This is a genomic window from Brachybacterium sp. GPGPB12, from assembly GCF_038396325.1.
GTDB lineage: Bacteria > Actinomycetota > Actinomycetes > Actinomycetales > Dermabacteraceae > Brachybacterium > Brachybacterium conglomeratum.
In genome coordinates this window covers 3,459,945-3,482,805 of the sequence record NZ_CP149573.1, presented here as the reverse complement: position 1 = coordinate 3,482,805, position 22,861 = coordinate 3,459,945, and the positions used below count along the sequence as shown (strand labels likewise).

At 73.4% G+C, this 22,861-nt stretch carries 18 protein-coding genes and 10 pseudogenes; 4 read left to right on the top strand and 24 right to left on the bottom strand.

The window, feature by feature from the left end:
• Positions 1–64: 64 nt before the first annotated feature.
• Positions 65–967, bottom strand: a complete 903-nt coding sequence (gene rpsB / locus WKH84_RS20300; RefSeq protein WP_341854900.1) for a 30S ribosomal protein S2 — start codon at positions 965–967, stop codon at positions 65–67.
• Positions 968–1,405: 438 nt separating this feature from the next.
• On the opposite strand from rpsB, the pseudogene WKH84_RS20295 reads away from it, so the two are divergent.
• Positions 1,406–1,840 (top strand): annotated as a pseudogene (locus WKH84_RS20295) (M23 family metallopeptidase); the annotation flags it as partial.
• Here the strand turns inward: WKH84_RS20295 and WKH84_RS20290 are convergent.
• The 23 genes and pseudogenes from WKH84_RS20290 to ffh form a co-directional block, all read right to left on the bottom strand.
• Positions 1,798–2,856 (bottom strand): tyrosine-type recombinase/integrase, encoded by a 1,059-nt coding sequence (locus tag WKH84_RS20290; protein ID WP_341854899.1) that lies wholly within the window; start codon positions 2,854–2,856, stop codon positions 1,798–1,800. The pseudogene WKH84_RS20295 and the gene WKH84_RS20290 overlap by 43 nt on opposite strands.
• Positions 2,857–2,975: 119 nt before the next feature.
• Positions 2,976–3,332 carry a hypothetical protein gene (locus WKH84_RS20285; RefSeq protein WP_341854898.1) on the bottom strand — a complete coding sequence of 119 codons (357 nt, stop codon included), beginning with the start codon at positions 3,330–3,332 and terminating at the stop codon, positions 2,976–2,978.
• Entirely contained in the window at positions 3,329–3,508 is a 180-nt protein-coding gene (locus WKH84_RS20280) for a site-specific integrase (protein WP_341854897.1), read from the bottom strand. Before WKH84_RS20280 ends, WKH84_RS20285 begins: the two co-directional genes overlap by 4 nt.
• Positions 3,509–3,611: 103 nt before the next feature.
• Positions 3,612–4,100 (bottom strand): DNA-processing protein DprA, encoded by a 489-nt coding sequence (locus tag WKH84_RS20275; RefSeq protein WP_341856990.1) that lies wholly within the window; start codon positions 4,098–4,100, stop codon positions 3,612–3,614.
• Between the two features lie 109 nt (positions 4,101–4,209).
• Positions 4,210–4,791, bottom strand: a pseudogene (locus WKH84_RS20270) (DNA-processing protein DprA); the annotation flags it as partial.
• Positions 4,788–6,320 (bottom strand): annotated as a pseudogene (locus WKH84_RS20265) (YifB family Mg chelatase-like AAA ATPase). The pseudogenes WKH84_RS20265 and WKH84_RS20270, both read right to left, overlap by 4 nt.
• A gap of 1 nt (position 6,321) precedes the next feature.
• Entirely contained in the window at positions 6,322–6,768 is a 447-nt protein-coding gene (locus WKH84_RS20260) for a YraN family protein (protein ID WP_341854896.1), read from the bottom strand.
• A gap of 112 nt (positions 6,769–6,880) precedes the next feature.
• The gene (locus WKH84_RS20255; RefSeq protein ID WP_341854895.1) at positions 6,881–7,183 is read right to left on the bottom strand and encodes a DUF2469 domain-containing protein; all 303 of its coding nucleotides are present in this window, start codon (positions 7,181–7,183) and stop codon (positions 6,881–6,883) included.
• Positions 7,180–7,871 (bottom strand): annotated as a pseudogene (locus tag WKH84_RS20250) (ribonuclease HII). Before WKH84_RS20250 ends, WKH84_RS20255 begins: the two are co-directional and overlap by 4 nt.
• Positions 7,872–7,957: 86 nt before the next feature.
• Complete coding sequence (lepB, locus tag WKH84_RS20245; RefSeq protein WP_341854894.1) at positions 7,958–8,356, bottom strand: signal peptidase I; 399 nt, start codon at positions 8,354–8,356, stop codon at positions 7,958–7,960.
• A complete protein-coding gene (gene lepB, locus WKH84_RS20240) occupies positions 8,353–8,586 on the bottom strand; it encodes a signal peptidase I (RefSeq protein ID WP_341856989.1) in 234 nt (77 codons plus the stop codon). The genes lepB (WKH84_RS20245) and lepB (WKH84_RS20240) overlap by 4 nt, the downstream gene beginning before the upstream one ends.
• 236 nt (positions 8,587–8,822) lie before the next feature.
• The gene (lepB, locus tag WKH84_RS20235; RefSeq protein WP_341854893.1) at positions 8,823–9,392 is read right to left on the bottom strand and encodes a signal peptidase I; all 570 of its coding nucleotides are present in this window, start codon (positions 9,390–9,392) and stop codon (positions 8,823–8,825) included.
• A 28-nt stretch (positions 9,393–9,420) separates the two neighbouring features.
• The gene (gene rplS, locus WKH84_RS20230) at positions 9,421–9,771 is read right to left on the bottom strand and encodes a 50S ribosomal protein L19 (protein ID WP_010551346.1); all 351 of its coding nucleotides are present in this window, start codon (positions 9,769–9,771) and stop codon (positions 9,421–9,423) included.
• A gap of 343 nt (positions 9,772–10,114) precedes the next feature.
• A pseudogene (gene trmD, locus WKH84_RS20225) lies at positions 10,115–10,831 on the bottom strand (tRNA (guanosine(37)-N1)-methyltransferase TrmD); the annotation flags it as partial.
• A gap of 19 nt (positions 10,832–10,850) precedes the next feature.
• Positions 10,851–11,063 carry a hypothetical protein gene (locus WKH84_RS20220; RefSeq protein ID WP_341856988.1) on the bottom strand — a complete coding sequence of 71 codons (213 nt, stop codon included), beginning with the start codon at positions 11,061–11,063 and terminating at the stop codon, positions 10,851–10,853.
• A gap of 164 nt (positions 11,064–11,227) precedes the next feature.
• Positions 11,228–11,434 (bottom strand): annotated as a pseudogene (locus tag WKH84_RS20215) (ribosome maturation factor RimM); the annotation flags it as partial.
• On the bottom strand, positions 11,431–12,126 hold the full coding sequence (locus tag WKH84_RS20210; protein ID WP_341854892.1) for a hypothetical protein: 696 nt from the start codon (positions 12,124–12,126) through the stop codon (positions 11,431–11,433). The gene WKH84_RS20210 and the pseudogene WKH84_RS20215, both read right to left, overlap by 4 nt.
• Before the next feature lie 350 nt (positions 12,127–12,476).
• A complete protein-coding gene (locus WKH84_RS20205; RefSeq protein ID WP_308740293.1) occupies positions 12,477–12,719 on the bottom strand; it encodes an RNA-binding protein in 243 nt (80 codons plus the stop codon).
• 1 nt (position 12,720) lies between these two features.
• Positions 12,721–13,199 (bottom strand): annotated as a pseudogene (gene rpsP, locus WKH84_RS20200) (30S ribosomal protein S16).
• 242 nt (positions 13,200–13,441) lie between these two features.
• On the bottom strand, positions 13,442–14,872 hold the full coding sequence (locus WKH84_RS20195) for an Nramp family divalent metal transporter (protein ID WP_341854891.1): 1,431 nt from the start codon (positions 14,870–14,872) through the stop codon (positions 13,442–13,444).
• A gap of 30 nt (positions 14,873–14,902) precedes the next feature.
• On the bottom strand, positions 14,903–15,520 hold the full coding sequence (locus WKH84_RS20190; RefSeq protein WP_341856987.1) for an amidohydrolase family protein: 618 nt from the start codon (positions 15,518–15,520) through the stop codon (positions 14,903–14,905).
• Positions 15,521–15,818: 298 nt separating this feature from the next.
• Entirely contained in the window at positions 15,819–17,090 is a 1,272-nt protein-coding gene (locus WKH84_RS20185) for a DUF559 domain-containing protein (RefSeq protein ID WP_341854890.1), read from the bottom strand.
• Between the two features lie 666 nt (positions 17,091–17,756).
• Positions 17,757–19,357 (bottom strand): annotated as a pseudogene (gene ffh / locus WKH84_RS20180) (signal recognition particle protein).
• Between the two features lie 98 nt (positions 19,358–19,455).
• Between ffh and WKH84_RS20175 the strand changes: the two are divergent.
• The 3 genes and pseudogenes from WKH84_RS20175 to WKH84_RS20165 form a co-directional block, all read left to right on the top strand.
• Positions 19,456–20,410, top strand: a pseudogene (locus WKH84_RS20175) (LysR family transcriptional regulator).
• Positions 20,411–20,588: 178 nt separating this feature from the next.
• The gene (locus tag WKH84_RS20170) at positions 20,589–21,587 is read left to right on the top strand and encodes a putative oxygenase MesX (RefSeq protein ID WP_341856986.1); all 999 of its coding nucleotides are present in this window, start codon (positions 20,589–20,591) and stop codon (positions 21,585–21,587) included.
• Positions 21,584–22,587, top strand: a pseudogene (locus WKH84_RS20165) (methionine synthase); the annotation flags it as partial. The gene WKH84_RS20170 and the pseudogene WKH84_RS20165, both read left to right, overlap by 4 nt.
• Between the last annotated feature and the right edge of the window lie 274 nt (positions 22,588–22,861).

Genomic DNA, 22,861 nt, shown 5'->3' with positions numbered 1-22,861 from the left:
CGGGAGGCGCTCGGCCTCCCCGTGGAGGGGCCCGGGACCGACGTGTCGGTCCCGGGCCCGCGGATCACTCGGCGGCGGGGGCCTCGGTGGAGGTCTCCTCGGAGGACTCCGCGGCGGGGGCCTCCTCGGCGGGCTTCTCCTCGGCGGCGGCGACGGACTCCTCGGCGGGAGCGTCCTGGGACTGGACCTCGGACTGCTTGAGCGGCTCCTGCTCCCACTCGGCCAGCGGCTCGGCGTCCACGGCGGAGACGTTCTTCTCGCCGCCGGTGGACTTGGCGTGACGCTCCTGGAGGCCGGCGGCGACCGCGTCGGCGACCACGCGGGTCAGCGGCGTGACGGAGCGGATCGCGTCGTCGTTGCCCGGGATCGGGTAGGTGATCTCGTCGGGATCGCAGTTGGTGTCCAGGATCGCGACGACGGGGATGTTGAGCTTCCGCGCCTCGTCGACGGCGAGGTGCTCCTTGTTGGTGTCCACGACCCAGAGGGCGGAGGGGGCCTTGCCCATGTCGCGGATGCCGCCGAGGGTCTTCTCGAGCTTGTCCTTCTCGCGGCGCATCATGAGCGACTCCTTCTTGGTGCGGCCGGAGGAGGCCACATCGTCGAAGTCGATCTGCTCGAGCTCCTTGAGGCGGTTCACGCGCGCGGAGACGGTCTGCAGGTTGGTGAGCATGCCGCCCAGCCAGCGCTGGTTCACGTAGGGCATGCCCACGCGGGTGGCCTGCTCCTGCACGGACTCCTGCGCCTGCTTCTTGGTGCCGACGAACAGGATGGTGCCGCCGTGGGCGACGGTCTGCTTGACGAAGTCGTAGGCCTTGTCGATGTACGACAGGGTCTGCATGAGGTCGACGATGTAGATGCCGTTGCGCTCGGTGAAGATGAAGCGACGGACCTTCGGGTTCCAACGACGGGTCTGGTGACCGAAGTGGACGCCGCTCTCCAGGAGCTGGCGCATGGTGACGACTGCCATGATGGTGTCCTCTGTTCTCCGGTCCTGGGCTCGCACGGCGCGCCCGAAGGCGTCCGCGGTCATCGCGCAGGACCTGCTTTCTCGGTTGTTCCCCCGCCACCGGTCGGTGCGGGGCCTGGTGCCCGGGTGTCGGCCGCCCTGCACCTGCCTCCGCACGGGGCGGGGACGGGAAGGACCGATGGCCGACGAGCCCTGGTGGGCACGCGAAGTCATCCGGACGGACCGGATGCTGAGTGGAGTCTATCGGACGCCGCCGCCTCCTCGCGCGCGTCCTGCGTCACCCCCGTCCCGGCGAGTCCTCGCCGGGCCCCCGTGCATCGCCCCCGTCCCGGCGAGTCCTCGCCGGGTCCCCGCGCGACCTCTCCTCCACAGACCCCGCGGGTCCACCGCCGCCGGGCGGGGCTCGCCGAGCCGCGGCGGGGCACGGACGATGCCGACATGATCCCCTCGTCGGCGCCTACGCCCTCTCCCCCGCCCGCCTCCCCGGCGGCGCGGGTGCTCGCGCCGCTGGTCTTGCTCCTGCCGCTGGCCGTGATGCCGTCCGCCGCGGCGCGGGCCGACGGTCCGCGCTGGCAGTGGCCGGTGCCGCGACCGCGCGAGGTGATCGCGCCCTTCGACGCGCCGGCGACGCCCTACGGCCCCGGTCATCGCGGGATCGACATCGCGGTCCCGGGCGGTGCGGAGGTCCGGGCGGTCGAGGGCGGGACCGTGCGGTTCAGCGGGTCGGTCGCCGGGCGCGGCGTCGTCTCGGTAGTGCATGCCGACGGGCTGATCTCGACCTACGAGCCGGTCAACGGGGCGGTGAGCGCCGGCGACCCTATCGGGGCCGGTCAGGTGCTCGGCACCCTCGATGGCACCTCGCCCGCCTCCCACTGCGAGGGTCGGGACTGTCTGCATCTGGGCGCTCGACGGGGCGAGCTGTACGTCGATCCGCCGCTGCTCGCTCGGCGGGCGCGGACCGAGCGTCCTGCTCGCCCTGGGCAGGCGGCGCGTCCGGAGGCGATGCGGGAGCGGCCGGGCCGAGGGCCTCCGCCGATGCCGCGGCAGGGCCTGCGGGGACGGCGTCGGCGACAGGAGCGAGCGCGGAGCCTGCTGCAGGGGCGGGAATGCCGTCCCGGGCGGTCGCTCCGGTCAGCGCTTCGGTCGGCGCTCAGGTCGCACGTCACGGCGCGCGGGCGGTCGCCCTGGCCTGACCGTGCCCGGGGCCGCCGGGGCCGCACGGCCCGGGGCCGTCGGGACCGCGGCGCCGCCGGGGCTCCCGGGCCGAGCACCGTCGGCGATGGTGGCGAGCTCGGCGCGACGGGCGCGGGCGCGGCGCGCCTGCCGAGGTTCAGGCGCGCGGATGCGCCTGCTCGACGGTCTTCGCGCAGTCGCTCTGCGCTGACATGGGTGTAGATCTGCGTGGTGGCGAGCGAGGAGTGCCCGAGGAAGTCCTGGACGCTGCGGAGGTCCGCACCGCCCTCGACGAGGTGGGTGGCCGCGCTGTGGCGCAGGGTGTGCGGGGTGACGTGGCGGGCGATCCCGGCACGGGCCGCGTAGCGGTCCACGAGGGTGCGCACGGCGCGGTCCCCGAGCCTCCCGCCCCGCACCCCGAGGAAGAGCGCCCGCCCCGGCGCCTTCGCTCGGCGCGCCGCGGAGGCCCCGGCCCTGACGTTCCCCGGGGCCTGTGCCGTGCCTCGACCGGCGGCGGTCGCTCCGGCGAGCACCGGCCTGCCCTCCGTCTCCCAGCGGCGCGGCGCCTCCAGGGCGGGGACGCCGACGGGGACGATCCGCTCCTTGTCGCCCTTGCCGCGCACGCGGACGGTGCCCTGGGCCATGTCGATCCCGCCCAGGTCGAGGGCCACGAGCTCGGAGACGCGCAGGCCGGAGGAGTAGAGCGGCTCGAGCACGGCGGCGTCGCGCAGCCTGCACCGCGCGCTGGACGGGATCGACCTCGGAGGGTTCCTCGGCGGGCGCGCCGTCTGCGGTGGCGTCCTCCCCTGCTGTCTCGCCCTCCGTCGCCGTCCCGTCACGCGTTGCGGCGCCGTCCCTCGTCGCCGTCGCGCCCGGCGTCGGGGTGCCGCCTCGTCCCGGGACGGCGTCCTCGGAGTCCGTGTCGGCGCCCGGTGCCGGGACGTCGCTCCTCCTCGGAGCGGGCTCGGTGACGATCCCGTCGAGGAGCGCGCCGGCCTGCTCGTCGCTGAGGACGGTGGGCAGGTGCCGGCCGCGGCGGGGTGCGCGGAGCCGGCCGCCGACGTCGTGCGGGATCCTGCCGGTGGCGGCGAGCCAGGTGGTGAACGTCCGCGCGCGGCGGCGGAGCGGGCGAGGGTGCTCGCGCCGGCCCCGGTCTCCGCGCGGGCGCCGAGCCAGGAGCGCGCGCGGTCACGTCGAGCTCGGCCGGGGCGATCCGCTCGACCTCCCGCAGATGCGCCAGCGCGCCGCCGCGGCCTCGCGGCGGTAGGCCCGGACGGTGTGCTCGGACCTGCCTCGTTCGAGGTCGAGATGGGCGGCGAAGGCGTCGACGATCTGCTCGTCGGTCTCCGTCGCGCGCTCCGTGCTCATCCCGTCATTCTCGCCCATCCTCGCTGCCGGGGGCAGTGCTCCCGCCGAGCCGGCCGTCAGCCCGTGCGGCGGGTGCGCCGCACCCGCGGCCCTCCCTGCTCGATCAGGCCCAGCGGCTCGAGCCGGGCCAGCGCTGCGCCGACCTCGCGCGGCGCGAAGCCGATCTCGTCCGCGAGGCGGTCCGGGGAGATGCCCGAGCGGGGCGGCACGGCATCGAGCACACGCCGATCCGCTGGTGAGAGCAGATCGAGCTCGTCCTGGCGGGCGAAGCTCCCCTCCCTGCGGCGGGCCCTCCGGGCGGCAGGTCCAGCGACTCGGCGGGTTCGGTGACGAGCACCGCGCCGCGTTCGCGGATCAGGCGGTGGCGACCGGCGCTGGCGGCGGAGGTGACCGGCCCGGGCACCGCTCCGACCGGTCGGGAGAGCTGATCGGCGAGCCGCGCCGTGGACAGGGCCCCGGAGCGCCAGGCCGCCTCGACGACCACCACCGCGCGGGACAGGGCGGCGATCAGCCGGTTGCGGGCCAGGAACCTCCACCGTGTGGGGGCGGTGCCCATCGGGGCCTCGCTGAGCAGGAGGTCTTGCTCGCGGATCCGCTCGAGCAGCCTGAGTGTTCCCGCGGGGGTAGAGGCGGTCGAGCCCGCCGGCGAGGACGGCGAGGGTCGCGCCGTCCTGGGCGGCGAGCGCCCCGCGGTGCGCCGCGGCGTCGATGCCGTACGCGCCGCCGGAGACGACGGTCCCGCCGGCGCCTGCGAAGGCGGCGCCGAGGGAGGAGGCGACGTCCTCCCCGTAGGGGGTCGAGGCGCGGGAGCCGACGAGCGCCGCGGCGCGCTCCCCGGCCAGGCGGTCGAGCCGGGCGGGGCCCTGCACCCACAGGCAGTGGGGGGCGGTCTCCTGGAGGTCGTCGAGGGTGCTCGGCCACTCCTCGTCTCCGGGGATCAGGACCCGGATCCGCCGCCGGTCGGCGTCCTCCAGCACGGCCTCGACGTCGACGGCGGCGAGCCGGCCGCGCCAGCGCTGGAGGGCGCGGGAGGCGCGGGCGTCGGGCGTGCCGGCGCCGGGGTCGGCGGCCTCGGCCGGCGCCTGTCCGTCCAGCGCGGCGAGCGGCTCGGTCGGCGTCGCCTCGCGCGCGAGCTCGAGCGCGGCGCGGGGTCCGAGCCTTTCCCGGGCCAGGAGCGCGACGGAGTCGGACGGCTCGGCGAGCAGGGACCAGGTGAGCCGGGCCCGGCGCTCGGCCTCGCGGGTGGAGTCGGGGCTCTCGGGGTTCTCGGGGTTCTCGGTCATCGGGCGTCCGCCTGTCGCAGGGTGAGGGCCTCGCCGATGTGCAGGGCGTCGGGCCGGTCGGCGCCGTCGAGGTCGGCGAGGGTCCAGGCCAGGCGCGACACGCGGTCGTAGCCGCGCAGGGTCAGCCGGCCCTGGCTGAGGGAGTGGCGCAGCGGCCGCGAGGTCCGCCGGGGCGGGGGCGAACTCGGTCCGCAGCAGCGGGCCGGGCAGGTGGGCGTTGGTGCTCCAGCCGCGTCCCTCGTAGCGGCGCGCCTGGCGTGTGCGGGCCCGGCCGACGCGGGCGGCGATCGCGGCGCTGGGCTCGGCGGGCTCGGTGCCGCTGCGGTGGAGGTCCACCGGGCCGACGTCGACGCGCATGTCGATCCGGTCCATCACGGGGCCGGAGAGCCGGGAGAGGTAGCGGCGACGCTGCAGCGGGGTGCAGGTGCACTTCTCGCCCTTGCCCCAGGCGTTCCCGCAGGGGCAGGGGTTCGCGGCCAGGACCAGCTGGAAGCGGGCCGGGTATCGGGTGACCCCGCGCGCCCGGTGCAGGGTGATGTCCCCGGTCTCCAGGGGTTCGCGCGCCGCCTCGAGCACGCGGGCGGAGAACTCCGGTGCCTCGTCGAGGAAGAGCACCCCGCAGTGGGCGCGGGAGATCGCGCCGGGCCGGGCGAGACCTCCTCCCCGCCGACGATCGCGGCGGCGGTGGCGGTGTGGTGGGGGCTCTCCAGCGGCGGGGTGCGCAGGAGGCCGTCGCGGGCGTCGAAGCGGCCATCGAGCGAATGGACGGCGCAGACGTCCAGGGCGTCTTCGGTGCTGAGCTCGGGCAGGATGCCGGGCAGGCGCGCGGCGATCATCGTCTTGCCGGCGCCGGGCGGTCCCTGCAGCGCAGATGGTGGGCGCCTGCCGCGGCGACCTCCGCGGCATGGCGGGCCTGCTCCTGGCCGATCACGTCGGCGAAGTCGACTGTCGTCGCCCGCGTCTCGTTCCACTGCGGCGCCCGCGGGCGCCGGCTCGCGGGCGGGGGACGGCGGGACGTCCGCGCCGAAGCGGTGCAGGAGGGTGGTGAGGTCGGGCGCCGCATCCACCTCGATGCCGCCGACGAGTCGGGCCTCGGCGAGGTTCGCCTCGGGGACCACGGCGCGGGAGAGCCCCAGACCGCGGGCGGCGAGCAGGGCGGGCGGCACCCCGGGGACGGGACGCGACCTCCCATCCAGCCCGAGCTCGCCCAGCGGCACGGTGTCGGAGGGGACGTGGGTGAGCAGGTCGCCCTGCGCGTCGAGGACCGCGAGCGCGATCGCGAGGTCGAAGCCGGAGCCGTGCTTGGGCCGCCAGGCCGGGGTCATGTTCACGGTGATCCGGCGCTGGGCGAGGCGGAGGCCGCTACGGGCCGCGGCGGCGCGGACCCTGTCCTTGGCCTGGAGGGTGGAGGAGTCCGGCAGGCCCACGAGCGAGAACGCGGGCAGGCCCGGGGAGACGTCGGCCTCGACCTCGACCAGGGTGCCCTCGAGGCCGGTGAGGCTGATCGAGAGGGTGCGCGCCTGGCCCATCTCAGTGCACCCCTTCGAGGTGCTCGAGGGAGAAGACTCCGTCGAGGTGGGCGTGCACGGCGATCACGTCGATCCGCACGTCGCGGTGCGGGGTCGAGCGCTCCATCAGGTACTCCCCCGCCAGGCGGCGCGGCCTGCGCGACTTCGCGGGGGTGACGGCGGCCTGCGGCACCCCGGTGACGAAGGAGCGGCGGGTCTTGACCTCGACGAAGACGAGGGTCGTGTGCGCGAGGGCGACGATGTCCAGCTCGCCGTGCTCGAGCCGCAGGTTGCGCTCCACGATCTGCCAGCCGCAGGCCACCAGGTGGTCGGCGGCGAGATCCTCCCCCGCACGACCGAGCTCGAGGGTGGTCATCTCCCGCACGCGGGGCGGTGCCGGGGCCGGGCGCGGCCTGTCGGCGCGGAGGGAGGCGGGCGGGGTGCCGGGGACGGGAGCGAGGCTGTTCATGCCCGTCAGCATCGCCGGAGCGTCCCGGACGGGGAAGCGGCCCCGGGATCCTGGGGACGACGGGGCGCTGTGGAGGAGAGGTCGCGCGGCGCCGGAGGTCCGCGCCTCGGGCTCAGGGCAGCGAGATGTCCTGCTTGTTGAGCTCCTCGATGTTGACGTCCTTGAACGTCACCACCCGCACCGAGCGCACGAAGCGGTTGGAGCGGTAGATGTCCCACACCCACACGTCCGCCAGGCGCGGCTCGTAGAACACCTCGCCGCCGCCCGAGCGGACCTGCAGGTCCACCTGGTTGGCGAGGTAGAAGCGGCGCTCCGTCTCCACGACGTACGTGAACAGGCTGACCACGTCGCGGTACTCGCGGAAGAGCTGGAGCTCGAGGTCGGACTCGTAGTTCTCGAGATCCTGGTCGCTCATCGGCGCTCCTCCTCGTCCTGCAGGCTCCACGGGCCCTCCCACAGTACGCCAGCGGAGCCGGGCGTCGGGACGGTGCCCGCGACGGGTGCCGCGGCGGGGCGGGCGCCACGACCGGCGGCGGGCGCGGAGCCGAGTCGCCAGGCGCGGCGATGGTGCTCGTGCACGCCGATCCTGTCGATCGCCGCGCGGTGCACCGCGGCGCCGTATCCCTTGTTCGAGCCCCAGCCGTACTCGGGGGCCTCCGCGTCCAGCTCGACCATCCGCGCGTCCCGCGCGACCTTCGCGAGGACGCTCGCCGCGGACACGCTCGCGCAGTCCCGGTCGGCGGCGACCCGCGGCTGGACCAGCGGCGCGGGGCGCTCCGCGGCCGTCAGCGCCGGGGTGAGCACGTCCGCATCCCCGTCGAGCAGGAGCGCGTCGGCCTCGACCCCGAGCCCCTCGAGCGCGCGCGCGCGGCGCGGGTCAGGGCGGCCATGATCCCGATCTCGTCGATCTCGGACGCCTCCGCCCAGCCGACGGCGCCGGCCAGCGCCGACTCGCGGATCGGGTCGACGAGCGCCTCGCGGCGGCGGGCGGTGAGCTTCTTGGAGTCCCTCACGCCGTCGGGCAGGGGTGCGACCTCGCCGTCGGTGATCTCGAGGGCGACCGCGCCGACGGCGACGGGGCCGGCGAGGGCGCCGCGGCCCACCTCGTCCAGCCCCACCACGACCCGGCGCCCGGGGCCCGCGCGGCGGGCGAGCTCGCGTTCGAGGTCGAGGGTCGGTGCGGGGGCGGTCACGGCTGGTCGGGCACGTCGGCGAACGCGTCCGACCCGTCTCCGAGACCGGTCCAGCGGCTCGCGGGCCAGAACACGACCTCGGCGCGGCCGGTGATGTCCGACTCGTCGACGAAGCCGCCGTCGCCCTGCACCTCGTGCCAGGCGGAGTCCGCGGAGGCGTAGCGGTTGTCGCCCATCACCCAGACCTTGTCGTCGGGGACGGTGACGTCGAAGGCCGCCTGGCAGGCGGGGGTCTCCGGGTTGATGTACGGCTCGTCGAGGGTGGTGCCGTTGACCTGCAGGGCGGCGCCCTCCTCCTCGCACACCACGTGATCGCCGGGCAGGCCGATCAGCCGCTTGACCAGGTGGTCCTGGGAGGGGTCCGGGGCGAGCCCGATGAGCGAGAGGGCCATCATGACCCGCACCCGGGGGTGGGGTTCTCGGTCGCGTCGCCGGGGATCCAGTCCGCCGGGTCCTCGAAGACGATGACGTCGCCGCGTTCGAGGTCGAACACCCCGGGGCTGAGCTTGGAGACGATGATCTTGTCGTCCTCCAGCAGAGTGGGGTTCATCGAGGCGGAGGGGATGTAGAACGGCTGGATCAGGAAGGTCTTCACGAGCACCGCGATGACCAGCGCGACCACCATGGTCACGAGCGTGTCCAGCCACAGCGGCATCCGCGCCTGCGGCGGTGGGTGCGGCCCTCGCCCTCGGGGCGGTCCTGCGCCGCGGGGCGCTCGTCCCCCTGCGGGACGCGCCCTCGGACGCGGTCGTCGCGGTCGAGGCGTCCTCGGCGGGAGCGGCGTCCCCGGTCGGGGAGCCAGCTCGGCGGTTCTCGTCGGACGCATTCATCGCGGCAAGGATAGCCGCTGGGGGCTGGGAGTCAGAGGGAGCCGCCGCGAGGCGGTGGCCACACGATCCGCTCGACCCTGCCGACCACCCGATCCACGGGGATCATCCCGCCGCCGGGGGCGCCGAGCAGGTGCCGGGAGTCGGTGGAGTCGGGACGGTTGTCGCCGAGCACGAACATGCGCCCCTCGGGGACGACGAGGTCGAACTCGGTGGTGCTGGGCGCCATGCCGCCCGGCAGGTAGGGCTCCTCCAGCTCCTCGCCGTTCAGCAGCGGCGCGCCGTCGTCGCCGCAGCAGGCGATGGAGTCGCCGCCGACGGCGATCACCCGCTTGACCCAGTAGCGGTCGCCGTCCTCCGCCGAGGGGGCGAAGTATCCCCTCCCGTCGAAGACGACCACGTCCCCGCGCTCGGCCTCGCCGGCGCTCGTGCGGTCGGCCAGGAGCACGTCCCCGGCCTCGAGGGTCGGAGCCATGGAGGCCGACGGAACGCGGAAGGGCTGGACCACGAAGTGCCGCACGGCGAGCACCGCGAGCGACGCCAGCACGACGCAGACGGCGACGGCCACCACCGGGTGGGGCCGTCGCCGTCTCGCCGCGCTCACGCGGGTGATCCCGGGATCCGGGAGCGGATCAGGAGTGGTCGCGCTTCTCCTTGATGCGGGCCTTCTTGCCCGTGAGGTTGCGCAGGTAGTACAGCTTCGCGCGGCGGACGTCACCGCGGGTGACGACCTCGATCTTGTCGACCGTCGGGGCGTGCACGGGGAACACGCGCTCCACGCCGACGCCGAAGGAGATCTTGCGGACGCGGAAGGTCTCGCCCACGCCGTGGCCCTGGCGGCCGATGACGTAGCCCTGGAAGACCTGGATTCGGGAGCGGTTGCCCTCGATGACCTTCACGTGCACCTTGACGTTGTCGCCGGCGCGGAAGGCGGGGACGTCCTCGCGCAGGGACGCCTTGTCGAGCTCGTCGAGCTTCTGCATGTCTCTCTCCTGGCCTCCGCCTCAGGTCGTCGGCCTCGTTCGTCGGGCCGCCTCTCGGGCGACCCGTCATGAACCGTCGATCCGGCGGGGAGCTGGCTCCCCGTGCCGGTGTGCTGGGCCTCTGGCGGCGACTCCCATCGCCACGGACCTGCCCGACCGCGTGATGCGCCCTCCCCTGAGGCAGAGAGGCGCGCGGTGCGCACGAGGGGTTATTCTGCCAGCGCACGAGAAGGGGCGGCAAGCCCGCACCGGGGCGTTCGTGCCGGTGATCACCGTGGAGGGCTGTCGGATCGCTCACGTCCGGGTCGGCGGTGCGGAGACCTCCGCGCGCCGGACGGCGCCCTCAGGCCTCGTCGAGCAGATCGGGGCGGCGGCGCCGCGTGCGCTCGAGCGACTGCTCGCGCCGCCAAGCGGCGATCTTCCCGTGGTCGCCGGAGAGCAGGATCGCGGGAGCCTCCCGCACCACCCCGACCGGGTCCTCCCATCGGGCGGGGCGGGTGTAGAGCGGGTACTCCAGCGGCCCGTCGGAGTGGGACTCCTCGACGAGGGACTCGGCGTTGCCGACCACGCCCGGGACGAGCCGCACCACGGCCTCGGTGATCGCGAGGACCGCGACCTCGCCGCCGTTGAGCACGTAGTCGCCGAGGGAGGCGAGGTGGACCTCGCGACCGATGTCGGCGAGGTGCTCGTAGACCCGCTCGTCGATCCCCTCGTAGCGACCGCAGGCGAGGACCAGCCATTCGCACTCGGACCATTCCTGGGCGGTGTCCTGGGCGAAGGGGGTGCCGGCGGGGTTGGGGAAGATGATCACCGGCTCGGTGTCGGCGCCGAGCGCCGCCTGCCCCTCGGCGCGCACGGCGGCGAAGGCCTCCGCCCACGGCTCGGGCTTCATCACCATGCCGGCACCGCCGCCGAGCGGGGCGTCGTCCACGGTGCGGTGGCGGTCGTGGGTCCAGCTGCGCAGGTCGTGGACGTGCAGGTCCACGAGCCCGTCGCGGCGCGCCTTGCCGATCAGGGAGAGGTCGAGCGGGGCGAGGTACTCGGGGAAGATGGTGAGGACGTCGATGCGCACGGCGGGCTCAGCGCTCCGTCCGGGCGGGGCCGGAGGTCTCCGGCTCGGGGCCCTGCTCGTCCTCGGGCGGCGCGTCGAACAGCCCGCCGGGCGGATCGGCGATGACGACGCCGGCCTCGAGGTCGACCTCGGGCACGAGCCGCTCGACCAGCGGAAGCCGCACGCGTCGCCGGTCGGGGGTGCGCACGACGAGGAGGTCCTGCGCCGGGTAGTGGTCCACGCCCGCGACGACGCCGAGCTCGCGCCCGTCGACGTGGCGGACGGCGAGGCCCTTGAGCGCGCGGGATACCAGGCATCGGGATCCTCTGAGGCCTCCTCCTCGGCGTCGACTGCGATCTGGAGGTCCACCCCGCGCAGGGACTCGGCGTCGGTGCGGTCCGCGACCTCCTCGAAGCTCGCGTACCAGCGCTCCTGCTGGAGTCGGGTGCGGGCCACGGTGAGGGTGCGGGAGAGGCCGGCGACCTCGACCTGGAATGCGGTGCCGGGGCTCAGCCGCTCCTCGGGCTGGTCGGTGCGCAGGACGAGGGCGACCTCGCCGCGCAGGCCGTGGGCGCGGCCGATCGTCGCGACGATCACGTCGAGGGTGCTCATGCGGTGGCTCCGTTCGAGGGGGCGGGAAGGGCTGCGAGGTGGGCAGGAGAGCCGTCGGCCGGGTCGGAGGCATCTGCCCGGGCGGGCGCGTCCTCCGGGGCGGGGGCGCCGACGACGGCATCGCCTCCCTCCTCCGCGGGCGCCTGGGCGTGGTAGCCCTGCTCGGCGCAGGCGGTCGCGAGCTGGTCGAGCGGGTCCTGGAGTCCGTCGGACCAGGTGTCCCCGTCCAGGGCGTCGACGAAGGGGGCGCGGACCTGCTCGAGGGCGGTGCGCACGGCGTCGTCGTCCACGGCGGCGATCTGCGCGTCCAGCGGCTCGGCGGTCGCGCGGAGGTCGTCGGTGCGCCCGGAGGGGACCTCGCGCGGGGAGAGGCCGACGAGCTTGAACATGTTCGAGGTCAGGACGTTCGAGTTCGCGAAGTGGGTGAGTGTGCCGGGGGTGTCGAAGACGTCGGCGCAGACGAGGGCGGCGGGCTTGGCGCCGGCCTCCCCTCCCCCGGCGGCCCAGAGCGCCGCGACGGAGACGTCCTGGCGACCGGCGGCGACGCCTTCGAACGCGTCGGCGAAGGCCTCACGGTCGGACTCGGCGCCGCGCTCGGGCTGGGTGCGGAACCAGTCGGCCAGCTCCGTGGCGGCCGCCCGTGCGCCCTCGGGCGCGTCGGCGAAGAGGTCCTCGACGTCGTCGCCGGTCATGGCGTAGAAGCCGGGGTCGGAGGGGCCGACCTCCGGTGCGCTCCCGGCACGGTCCAGGACCTCGCGGGAGAGCGGGCCCGCATAGTCGGGGTCTCCCCAGAACCCGGTGCAGGCCGCGACGAGGGCGGGATCAGCGCTCGCCTCCTCGGACGCGGCCGACGGCGCCTCCGGCTCCTCACCGGGCCCCTCGTCCGTGCGACCGCCGAGCGTGAGGGCGAGGGCGGCGAGCGCGGCGCCGGGGAGGGCGGCGCGGTGAGCGCGGCGACGACCCCCGGACGGCGAGGAGCGGCGGCCGCCGGGACCTCTCGGTCCGCTCGGCGGCGCCGCTCCTCAGGATCCTGCGGGGCACCTCAGCGACGGTCGACGTCGACGATGTCGACCCGCACGTCGTCCTCGGAGAGGGCCGCGGTGACCGTGCGCAGGGCACGGGCGGTGCGACCGGACCGGCCGATGACGCGTCCCAGGTCGGCGGCGCCGACCCGGACCTCGACCAGCGGGCCGCGACGGGTGGACTTCTCCGTGACGCGCACGGCGTCGGGGTCGTCGACGATGCCGCGGACCAGATGATCGAGCGCTTCGGCGCGGGCGCTCATCTCAGGCCTCGTCGGTCGCCGCGGCCTCGGCGTCCTCGGTGGTCTCGCCCTCGGCCGGAGCCTCCTCGGAGCCGGGGGCGACGTCCGCGGCCTCGGCCTGCTCGTCAGCCTTGGCCTTCTTCGCGCCCTCACGGGACTCGGTGGCGGCCTTGTCGGCCTCCGCGATCCGCTCCTCGGCGGTCTGCTTGGCCTCGGCGGTCTTCAGGGAGCCGGCGGCGTCGCCCTCGCCCTTGAACTTCGCCCAGTCGCCGGTGACCTTCAGCGGCGCGGCGACCTGCTCGGACGGCGCGCGCCGACGCCCAGCCAGTACTGGGCGCGCTCGGAGTCGATCTCGATGACCGAGGGGTTCTCGGTGGGGTGGTACTTGCCGATCTCCTCGATCACGGCGCCGTCGCGCTTCTTGCGCGAATCGGCGACCACGACGCGGTAGAACGGTGCACGGATCTTGCCCATGCGCTTCAGACGGATCTTGACAGCCACGTGGGTGGACTCTCCTTCAGGGATGTTCGGGTGAGTCCCGCCGCGACCTGTGGGGTGATGCGGGCGCTGACGGTTCTCGGGGTGTCGCTCCCGGGCGGGTAGAGGGCCGGCCCGGACGCATACAGCACACGATTATGCCAGGGATCCCCTTCCCCGTTCCACCCCGCATCCTGTGCGGCGGGGCACAACGGCCCGAGGGGCAGCGACGACCTCGGCGCGCCGGTCAGACGGGTCCGTCGGCCTCAGCCGGAGAACGCCTCGATCAGCTGGTTCGCGCCGAGCACCACGAACAGCGGCGTCACCACGCCGAGGGCGATGTTCAGGATCGGTCCGTTGCGCCACTTCTCCGGCATGTACCGGGAGTTCATCAGCACCAGCGGCGTGATCGCGAGGAAGGGCATGAAGAACGCGCCGAGGACACCGTAGGCGATGATCACCTGCACCGGCCGGCCGAGCAGGAGCAGCAGCATCGGCGGGAAGGTCAGCCACAGCACGTAGAAGCGGTAGTACTTCCCGCCGATCCTGCGGTCGGGATGCTCCTCGACCTTGCCCCGCAGATGCCCCCAGAAGTCCGCGAACATCACCGAGACGCCGTTACACACCCCGAGCACGGAGGAGAAGGACGAGGCCCAGAAGCCGATCAGGAACATCCAGCTGACGGCGGTGCCGTAGCGGGAGGCGAGCACCTCGGCGAGATCGAGCAGGCCCCGATCCCCCTCGTCGATCGCGATCGAGGAGGAGTACAGCGACTCCGCGCCGACGACCAGCATGGCGATGACGAAGATGCCGGAGATGACGTACGCCATCGCGTTGTCGATCCGCATCACCCGCATCCAGCGCGGCGTGGACCAGCCCTTCTCCTTCAGCCAGTAGCCGTAGGCGGCCAGCGTGATCGTGCCGCCGACGCCTCCGGCGATGGACAGCGTGTAGACGAGCCCTCCCTCGGGGATGCGGGGCACGAGCCCGCCGAGCACCTCGCCGAGGTTCGGGAGGGTGACCACGGCGGCGCCCACGACGGTCAGGAACATCAGACCGACGAGCACCGCGACGATCTTCTCGAGCGCGTGGTAGCGCCCCACCCAGACGAGCCCCGCGCCGATCAGGCCCGAGAGGATCGCGTAGACGATGAACGGCACATCCGCGATCCAGCCGACGTCCCCGAGCACGGGCAGCTGCGGGACGAGGGCCGCGAGCGGGAGGGCGGAGGCGCTCATCGCCGTCGCGCCGTACACGAAGCCCCAGACCATGATGTACGGACCGAAGTACCAGGAGGTCCATCGGCCCACGCGGCGCCAGCCCTCGAAGATCGAGTGGCCGGTGGCGAGGGTCCAGCGCCCCGCACCCTCGACCAGCACGATCTTGATGATCACGCCGGCGACCGCGGCCCACAGGAGCGCGTAGCCGTAGCGGGAGCCGGCGACCAGGGTCGCGACGAGGTCGCCGGCGCCGATGCCGGTCGCGGCGACGAGAAGGCCCGGGCCGACGACCTTCCAGCGCGGCGGGGTGCCCTCGGCGTCCTCGGCGGCGGTGCCGGCCCCGGCGGGATCCTGCGGGACGTCGGACGGTCCGTCCGCGGCGAGGCCGGGGACGGGAGCGGAGGCGGAGCCGCGCGCGCGGCGTCGTCGGCCGGCGGGCTGCGATCCGGTGGGCTTCTCTGCGTCGTCGGAGTGCATTCCCGCACGATAACGGTCGTGTGTCCTGGATCACCGCGCGACGCGGTGGGGCGGCGCGAGGTCGTCCGCTCTGCCCGGTTCGGGTTCCGCGGCCGGTGCCGCTCGGACGATCAGCTCACGCGACCTGGCGACCGCCGAGCACCACGTGGCGCGCTCGCGCAGGATCCGATGGTCCTCGCGCGGGTCGGCGGGGACGACGAGCAGGTCCGCCGGGGCGCCGTCCTCGAGCCCGGGGGCGCCGAGGAAGCGGCGCGGCGCCCAGGCCGCGGCCTCGAGGATCTCGGTCGCGGAGAGCCCGGCCCCGTCGAGCTCGTCGAGCTCGTCGTGGATGATGCCGTGGCCGAGCACTCCCCCGGAATCGGTGCCGACCAGCAGCCGCACCCCGGCGTCGTGGGCGTCGCGGGTGCGGTCGTAGCGGCCGGCGCGCAGGCGGCGCATGTGCGCGGCATAGGCGGGGAACTTCTTCTCGCCCTGGGAGGCGTAGGTCTCGAACTCGTCGACGTTCACCAGCGTGGTCACCACCGGGATGCCCGCCTCGGCGACACGGCGGATCGTCTCGTCGGTCAGGCCCGTGGCGTGCTCGAGGCAGTCGAAGCCCGCGTCGAGGACGAGCGGGAGGGTCTCCTCGTCGAAGGTGTGGGTGGTGATCCGGGCGCCCGCGGCGTGGGCGGCGTCGGCCGCGGCGACGAAGTCCTGCGCCTCCCAGCACGGGGTCAGATCGCCGACGCCGCGGTCGATCCAGTCGCCGACGAGCTTGACCCAGCCGTCGGCGCGGCCGGCCTCTCGGGTGACGGCGGCGGGCAGGTCCTCGGGCTCGAGCTCGTCGGCGTAGCCGATCAGGTAGCGGCGGGTGCGGGCGAGATGGCGGCCGCGGCGGATCAGCCGCGGCAGGTCGTCCTGCTTTGCTGCGGCGGGGAGTTGTCGATGATCGAGCCGGCGTCGCGGATCAGCGGCACCCCGGAGTCGCGGTCGACGAGGGCCTGCTCGCGCGCCTCGGCCAGGGTGGTGCCCCCTCCCCGTCGGCGATGCCGAGGTGGCAGTGCAGGTCGGCGAGTCCGGGGAGCACGAAGCCGTCGATCTCGCGGACCTCCGCGCCGGCGGGCAGGTCGGGCTTCTCGTGGTGGATCCGGCCGCCGACGACCCAGGCCCCGTCGAGCTCCTCCTCGGCACCGAGCAGGATCGGTCCGCGCAGGTGGAGGATCGGTGCGGTGGTCTCGGCGACATCGGTGGAGCTCATGCCCGCGAGCCTATCGATCCGGCCGCGGCCGGGGCAGCGAAGGTCTTTGCCCGGACCGTACGAGTCGGGCGGGCTCGTCGTCGTCTCGGTGGCCCAGGCGTGCTCGAGGCGGGCGAAGAGATCGGTCGGTTCGCGGAGGTCTTCCGAGTACACCCTGAGGACCGCCCATCCCTGGGCAGTCAGGACGGCGCTCTTGCGGTGGTCGTGCCTTACTCGGTCGGGCGCCGTCAGGTGCTCGGCACCGTCGTATTCGATCGCGATGCGTCGTTCCGGATAGGCGAGGTCGATGTAGTAGATGATGCCGGTCGCGGGGTCGACGACCTCGTGGTTCATCACGGTGGCGGGCCGCCCGTACCGCCTCAGCAGAAGGTGCATCTGCGTCTCCCGCGGCGACCATACGCGCTCCCGAGACAGTGCGGCGACCTCCCTGAGTCGCCTCGCCCCGCGACCGCGTGCCGCCTCGGCCTGCTCCCTCACTTCCGAGAGCGGGATGCGCCACGCAGTGCCGAAGCGGTCCGCGACCAGGGAGTCGATGGCGATGACGAGCTCGTCGAGCGTGAGGCGTCCGGCGATCTCCTGGAGCGCCGTCAGCGGTTCGACCATGGTCACCCCGTGGAGACGGATGGTCGGAGGCGGGGCGCAACGGTGGACGACGAGCGTCTCGGTGCGGCGTGGAGAGTCGCCCCCGCTGGTGTCCAGGTGCACGCGTGCTCCGCCCTCACGCCTCGCTCGCCGCGGCGGCCGGACCCCGAACAGCTCGGCCGCTGTCACCCCCGCGACGACCGACGGGCAGTCGAGCAGGTCCTGCGCCTCGAGGGCTACACGACGTAGGTCGGCCGGGTGATCGGTGCGTGTGTAACAGGTGGGGAGCACCCTGGTCATCGCGGGCGACGAGAGATGACGCCGGTGCATCCCGCGCTCGAGAAGCCACTCGCGTCGGTACACCTCACCTCGCTCGAGATCCTCCGGTCTCAGTCCCATGCCCCGGACCGTAGTCGTCACCGGATGACCGCTCCAGATCGGCTCCGGGCCTGGGGACGACGGTGCCGTGGGGAGGAACGGTCGGTCGGCTGACTGCGAGCTCGCTCGTCGGAGAACTCGCCGGCGGCGTCCGGAGCGTGAGGCGGCAACGCTGAATCTCCTCGCGACAGTCGGCGCTCTCCGCACAGTTGATCGACACGAGGTACCAGATAAGTGGTACCGGACGTCGAACAACCCGGCTCGACCGGTACCGGACGTCGAACAACCCCACGCGGAGCAGAGCAATCCACCCACACGGCCCACAAGCGGCTGTCCCGACCAGCAGATCGACGGGAAGCACCAGGAAAGTGGTACCTGACTTCGATCAAGTCGGCCTCGCGCACACCCCGGCACGCGACACGACACCGGAACGCCTGCCCTGGCTCGCTGATCGACGGGAAGTACCAGAGAAGTGGTACCGGACGTCGAACAACCTGGCGGGACCGGTACCGGACGTCGAAGAACTCCCACGGGGCGGCGACGCGCGCGGGACTGGCGCGGCGCGAAACGGGTGCGGGTCGGCTACGTGCGCGGCGTGAGGCGCGGCGTGAGGCGGCTACGTGCGCGGCGTGAGGCGGGTGCAGTGCGGCGTGAGGCGGCGCGGGCGCGGCGCTCAGCGCCGCGGGGTCACTTGCCGCCGAGGAGCTTCTGCATCTCCGGCGGGAGCTGGCTGGGGTCGAAGTCGGACAGGTCCGGCTGACCGCCCTGCTTGGCGCCGCCGCCGAAGGCGGAGCCGCCCTTCCCGCCGCCCTCCGCGGCGCGCTTGGCGGCCTCGGCCTGCTCGCGCGCGGCCTTGGCGGGGTTCTTCGACTTCGACTTCTTGCCCTGGGGGCGCCGCGGGGCCTGCCGGCCGCGGGACTTCTTGCCCATGCCCATGCCGGGACCGCCGGGCATCCCCGGCATGCCTCCGCCGCCGCCGGACATGCCGCGGCCCATGGTGCGCATCATCTGCTGGGCCTGCTTGAACCGCTCGAGCGACTGGTTGATCTGCTGGACGGTGGTGCCGGAACCCCGGGCGATGCGGTTGCGGCGCGAGCCGTTGATGATCTTGGGGTCGTTGCGCTCCTCGGGCGTCATCGAGCGGATGATCGCCTCGATCCTCCCGATCTCGGACTCGTCGAAGTTGTCCAGCGCCTCACGGTACTGCCCCATGTTCGGCGACATGCCGAGCATCTTCTTGATCTTGCCCATGTTCTTGAGCTGCTGCATCTGGTTCAGGAAGTCGTCGAGGGTGAAGTCCTCCCCCGAGGCGAGCTTCGCCGCGGTCTTCTCGGCCTCCTTCTGGTCGAAGGCCTTCTCCGCCTGCTCGATCAGGGTCATCACGTCGCCCATGTCGAGGATGCGCCCGGCCATGCGGTCCGGGTGGAAGCGCTCGAAGTCGTCGAGGCTCTCGCCGGTGGAGGCGAAGAGGATCGGGCGTTCGGTGACGCCGGTGATGGACAGCGCCGCGCCGCCGCGCGCGTCGCCGTCGAGCTTCGAGAGGACCACGCCGGTGAAGCCGACGCCGTCGCGGAACGCCTCGGCGACCCGGGCGGCGTCCTGGCCGATCATCGCGTCGACGACGAAGAGGGTCTCGTGAGGACCCACGGCATCGCGGATGTCCCGCGCCTCGCTGCATCATCTCCTCGTCGATGCCGAGACGGCCGGCCGTGTCGACGATGACCACGTCATCTTTGCTGGAACTGCGCGGTGGAGACGCCGTTCATCGCGACCAGGACCGGATCGCCCACGCCGTTGCCCGGCTCGGGGGCGAAGACGGGCACGCCCGCGCGCTCGCCGACGATCTGCGGCTGGTTCACGGCGTTGGGGCGCTGGAGGTCCGCGGCGACCAGCGGCGGCGTGTGACCCTCGGACTTCATCCACTGCGCGAGCTTGCCGGCGAGGGTCGTCTTGCCGGCGCCCTGGAGGCCGGCGAGCATGATGACCGTGGGCGGGTTCTTCGACCAGTTCAGGTCGCGGGCCTCACCGCCGAGGACCTGCACCAGCTCGTCGTTGACGATCTTGACGACCTGCTGGGCGGGGTTGAGCGCCTTGGAGACCTCCTCGCCGAGGGCGCGCTCGCGCACCGCGGCGGTGAAGGTGCGCACCACGGACACCGCGACGTCGGCGTCGAGCAGGGCTCGACGGATCTCGCGGATCGTCTTGTCGACGTCCGCCTCGCTGAGGCGGCCGTGGCCACGCAGGCCCTTGAGCGACTCTGTGATGCGGTCGGAGAGGTTGTTGAACACGAAGCGCTTCCCCTAGGTCGGTCGGACCGCACCAGTGTAGAGGCTGGGCCGCGCACTCCCGAGCCCTCCCCCGGCGCACGGTGAGCTAACCTGCACCGATGGCACGCGGGGGCGTCGGGACGGCGCACGGGATCACACTGCAGCGGCTGCGCTACTTCGTCGAGGTCGCCGCGGAGGGCTCGATCACCGCTGCGGCGGACCTGCTCCAGGTGTCTCAGCCGACGATGTCCGCCGCGATGAAGGACCTCGAGCGCCGGGTGGGACGCGTCCTCGCTGCGCCGCTCCGTGCGCGGCGCGGCCCTCACCGAGGACGGCATCGAGTTCCTCGGCTACGCCCGGCAGGTGGTCGAGCAGGCCGAGCCGCTCGAGCACCGCTATCTGGGACGCCCGCCGGCCCGCCGCCTGCTGGCGGTCTCCGCGCGACACTATTCCTTCGTGGTCGAGGCGTTCGTGCGGATGGTGAAGGCCTCGGAGGCGGCGGAGTACGCGTTCACGCCGCGCGAGACCCGCACCGCGGACATCATCGAGGACGTGCGGACACTGCGCAGCGAGCTCGGCGTCCTCTACCGCAGCGACTTCAACCGCAAGGTCATCGACAAGCCGCTGCGCGACTCCGAACTCGTCTTCACGCCGCTGTTCCTGGCGAGCCCGCACATCTTCGTCGCCCGCACGAACCCGCTGGCCTCGCGCCGACGGGTCACCCTCGAGGACCTCGAGGGCCTGCCCCGGCTCACCTTCGACCAGGGGACCGACAACTCCTTCTACTTCGCCGAGGAGATCCTCTCCACGCGCTCGGCCGCGCAGGACATCCGGGTCAGCGATCGGGCCACGATCTTCAATCTGATGATCGGGCTGGACGGCTACACGATCTCCACCGGGATCGTCTCCGACGACCTGGACCCGTCCATCGTGGCCGTGCCGCTCGAGGTGGACGAGCGCATCGAGATCGGCTGGATCGGGCATGCCTCCGCGCCGCTGACCGGTCAGGCGGAGCGGTTCGTCGCCGAGATGCGCGAGGTGGTCTCGAGCTTCGGGGTCGAGCCGCTGTCGTAGCGGTCGCTCCGCCGCCGGAGCGCCCAGACCGGGGCCGTCCCCGACGTGGCGACCGCCCCGACGCCGGGACCGATCCGCCACCATAGGCGGCATCTATGAAGAGCCCCCAAGTGTCGTGATGACACTATGGCGGGTGGTCCTGCGTACGCTCGCCCCCACCACGACGACCGGGGGCATGATGACGACCGACTTCTCCTTCAGCATCCGCACGACCCGCTTCGACGAGGACTACGTCCCCTCGAGCGGCTCGCGGATCACCACGAACTTCGCCAACCTCGCCCGCGGGGAGCATCGCCGCGAGAACCTCCGCCGCGCCCTGCGCATGATCGACGAGCGCGCGAACGAGCTCGCGGGCGGCGGGGACCGCTACGCCGTGGAGCTCGACATCGTCTCGGCGGATCTGCACCTGGGCGCAGGGGCGGAAGCCGCCGACGGCGGTGAGGGGCTCCCGCTGATCGAGATGCTCGACGTGCGGATCCTGGACCGCGCGACCGGCGAGCGCCTGCCGGGGATCACCGGGAACAACTTCTCCTCCTACGTGCGGGACCACGACTTCAGCGTGCGCCTGCCCGCCCATCAGCAGGCCGCGGGCGACGCAGGATCAGGCGGCGGCGTGCCGGAGGACTTCGGCGTCGCGCACGGCAGGCTCTTCCGCCGCTTCCTGTCCTCGGACGCCTATCGCGAGCGCTTCGCCGGCCCGCCCGTGGTCTGCATCAGCGTCTCGACCAGCCGGACCTATCGCCGCATCGGTGCGCCGCATCCGGTGCTCGGCGACGAGTACGTGGCCGACGGCTCCTCCCTCACCGATCTCTACTTCGCCCGGATGGGGCCGCAGGTGCGTTGCTTCAAGCCCCGCGGCGCCGTCGCCCCGCTGGCGTTCTACTTCGCGGGCGATCTGCTCGCCGATCACTCCGACCTGGCGCTCATCGGCACGATCGCCACGATGGAGACGTTCCAGCGGATCTATCGCCCCGAGATCTACAACGCCCGCGAGAGCGCCGGGGACGTGTACCGGCCGAGCCTGGGCGGCACCGACCACGCGGATACGGGGATCGTGTACGACCGCGAGGAGCGCGACCGTCTCGGCGTGAACCAGGGCAGGTTCATCCAGGAGCGGCTGATCGCGCCGCACCAGGAGCGCCTCGAGCAGTGGCTGGCCGAGGAGGTCGTCCGATGAGCACCCTCCTTCCCACCTCGATCGTCGGAAGCCTCCCCAAGCCCTCGTGGCTCTCCGAGCCCGAGACGCTCTGGTCCCCCTGGCGCCTCGAGGGCGCGGAGCTGGACGAGGGAAGGCGCGATGCGCCGCACCTCGCCGCGGCCGAGCAGGCCGTGGCAGGCCTCGACGTGATCAGCGACGGGGAGCAGACCCGCCAGCACTTCGTCACCACCTTCATCGAGCACCTCAGCGGCGTCGACTTCGCACGTCGCGAGACGGTGCGCATCCGCGATCGCTACGACGCGAGCGTCCCGACGGTCGTCGGTCCGGTGCGTCGTGAGCGGCCGGTCTTCGTCGACGACGCGGCCTCCCTCCGCACGCGGACGGACAAGCCCCTCAAGTGGGCGCCGCCCGGCCCGATGACCATGATCGACACGCTGTACGACGCGCACTACGGCGACCGCGAGGAGCTCGCCCGCGAGTTCGCTGCCCTCCTCAACCAGGAGGCGCGGGAACTGGAGGCGGCGGGCGTGGACATCGTCCAGTTCGACGAGCCCGCCTTCAACGTCTTCTTCGACGACGTGCGGGACTGGGGCGTGGAGGTCCTCGAGCGGGCGGCCGAGGGGCGCGCGCCGAGACCGTCGTGCACATCTGCTACGGCTACGGCATCAAGGCCAACACCGACTGGAAGGCGAGCCTGGGCACGGAGTGGCGCCAGTACGAGGAGACTTTCCCGCTGCTGCGGGACTCGGTGATCGACACGGTCTCCCTCGAGAGCCGCGGCTCGCACGTCCCGATGGAGCTCGTCGAGCTGCTGCGCGGCAAGAAGGTGATGCTCGGCGCGATCGACGTCGCCGATCCGCGGGTCGAGACCCCCGAGGAGGTCGCCGACACCCTCCGCCGTGCCCTCGCCTTCGTGGACGCGGACAGGCTCTGCCCGAGCACGAACTGCGGCATGGCGCCGCTGTCCCGCACCGTCGCGCAGGGCAAGATGCGGGCGCTCGCCGCGGGGACGGCGCTCGCTGCGCGCCGAGCTCGCGGCGAGCTGAGAACGCTCCGCCGAGGGTCGGACGGAGGAGCCGGGCCCGGCGAAAGGCGCCGACCCCGCGCCGCGACGGAGCCTGCGCCGCAGCGGAGCCTGCGCCGCGGCCCAGCCGGCACGGCGACGCCGAGCCGGCCGGCTCAGGTCGAGGCGGAGTCCATCAGCGCGGCGACGATCCGGCCGACGGTCGGCGGGTCCAGGGCGCGACCGTGCTGGTCGGTCAGGTAGAGCACGTCGACCGCGCGCCGTCCCA

What these genes read in the sequence shown, in the direction of transcription:
- rpsB (WP_341854900.1), bottom strand. Translation starts at nt 967, where the DNA reads ATGGCAGTCGTCACCATGCGCCAGCTCCTGGAGAGCGGCGTCCACTTC.
- WKH84_RS20280 (WP_341854897.1), bottom strand. Translation starts at nt 3,508, where the DNA reads ATGAGCACGGAGCGCGCGACGGAGACCGACGAGCAGATCGTCGACGCC.
- WKH84_RS20260 (WP_341854896.1), bottom strand. Translation starts at nt 6,768, where the DNA reads ATGAACAGCCTCGCTCCCGTCCCCGGCACCCCGCCCGCCTCCCTCCGC.
- WKH84_RS20255 (WP_341854895.1), bottom strand. Translation starts at nt 7,183, where the DNA reads ATGAGCGACCAGGATCTCGAGAACTACGAGTCCGACCTCGAGCTCCAG.
- lepB (WP_341854894.1), bottom strand. Translation starts at nt 8,356, where the DNA reads ATGATGGCCCTCTCGCTCATCGGGCTCGCCCCGGACCCCTCCCAGGAC.
- lepB (WP_341856989.1), bottom strand. Translation starts at nt 8,586, where the DNA reads ATGGTGGTCGCGCTGGTCATCGCGGTGCTCGTGAAGACCTTCCTGATC.
- rplS (WP_010551346.1), bottom strand. Translation starts at nt 9,771, where the DNA reads ATGCAGAAGCTCGACGAGCTCGACAAGGCGTCCCTGCGCGAGGACGTC.
- WKH84_RS20210 (WP_341854892.1), bottom strand. Translation starts at nt 12,126, where the DNA reads ATGACCGGCGACGACGTCGAGGACCTCTTCGCCGACGCGCCCGAGGGC.
- WKH84_RS20205 (WP_308740293.1), bottom strand. Translation starts at nt 12,719, where the DNA reads ATGAGCGCCCGCGCCGAAGCGCTCGATCATCTGGTCCGCGGCATCGTC.
- WKH84_RS20195 (WP_341854891.1), bottom strand. Translation starts at nt 14,872, where the DNA reads ATGCACTCCGACGACGCAGAGAAGCCCACCGGATCGCAGCCCGCCGGC.
- WKH84_RS20185 (WP_341854890.1), bottom strand. Translation starts at nt 17,090, where the DNA reads ATGGGACTGAGACCGGAGGATCTCGAGCGAGGTGAGGTGTACCGACGC.
- WKH84_RS20170 (WP_341856986.1), top strand. Translation starts at nt 20,589, where the DNA reads ATGACGACCGACTTCTCCTTCAGCATCCGCACGACCCGCTTCGACGAG.